Below are 825 nucleotides of genomic sequence, written 5' to 3'. Positions count from 1 at the left end.
AAGGCTTCGTGGATGTCGTCGCGTCTCTCCCAGCGGATGCGCAGGCGGCGGAAGCCGTGCAGCCAGGAGATCGTTCGTTCCACGACCCAGCGGAAGATGCCCAGGCCGGAGCCGTGCGGCTGGCCGCGTTCCGCGATCATTGGACGGATACCACGCTGCCACAGCAGCCGCCGGTACTTGTCATGGTCGTAGCCGCGGTCCGCGAAGAGCATGTCCGGCCGTCGCCGTGGCCTGCCGACGACGCCGGCGACCGGTGGAACCTTGTCGAGCAGGGGCAGTAGCTGGGTGACGTCGTTGCGGTTTCCGCCGGTCAGCGACACCGCGAGTGGGATGCCCTGGCCATCGGTGAGGACGTGGTGCTTGCTGCCCGGTCGTGCACGGTCGACCGGGCTCGGCCCGCTTTTGGGCCCCGCCGGGCCGCCCGCACGTGGGAGGAGTCGATCACCGCCCGCGACCAGTCCAGCTGCTTGGCCGACCGCAGCTTCTTCAGCAGCACCAGGTGCAGCTTGTCCCATACACCGGCCTCGTTCCAGGCTGCCAGGCGCCGCCAGCAGGTCATCCCTGAGCCGAAGCCCAGCTCCTGCGGCAGGTACTCCCACTGGATGCCGGTGTGCAGCACGAACAGGATCCCGCACAGGGCCTGTCGGTCCGGCACCCGCGGCCGGCCCGCCACCAGCTTCGGCCCCGGCTCCGGCAGCAACGGCTCGATAAGCGACCACAGTTCGTCCGACACGATCCACGGCCGCGACTGACGTTTCCCCACGACCCGACCAACGAGCCGACAAGCCGACGGTCACGTGATCAACAACTTCTGTTAGGGCCTCT

General features: G+C 68.6%; 1 protein-coding gene. It reads right to left on the bottom strand.

Going from position 1 to position 825, the window contains the following annotated elements; genetic code table 11:
• A protein-coding gene (locus BBH68_RS40355) for an IS5 family transposase (RefSeq protein ID WP_425428906.1) occupies window positions 1-736 on the bottom strand; the annotation gives its coding sequence in 2 pieces (ribosomal slippage) (window positions 1-415 and window positions 415-736; 737 coding nt annotated over the 2 pieces). This gene is flagged as partial in the annotation.
• Window positions 737-825: the final 89 nt, after the last annotated feature.

Source organism: Streptomyces sparsogenes (genome assembly GCF_001704635.1).
GTDB classification, from domain to species: domain Bacteria; phylum Actinomycetota; class Actinomycetes; order Streptomycetales; family Streptomycetaceae; genus Streptomyces; species Streptomyces sparsogenes.
Note: the sequence above shows the minus strand (reverse complement) of the source record. Positions and strands in the feature narration are given on the sequence as shown.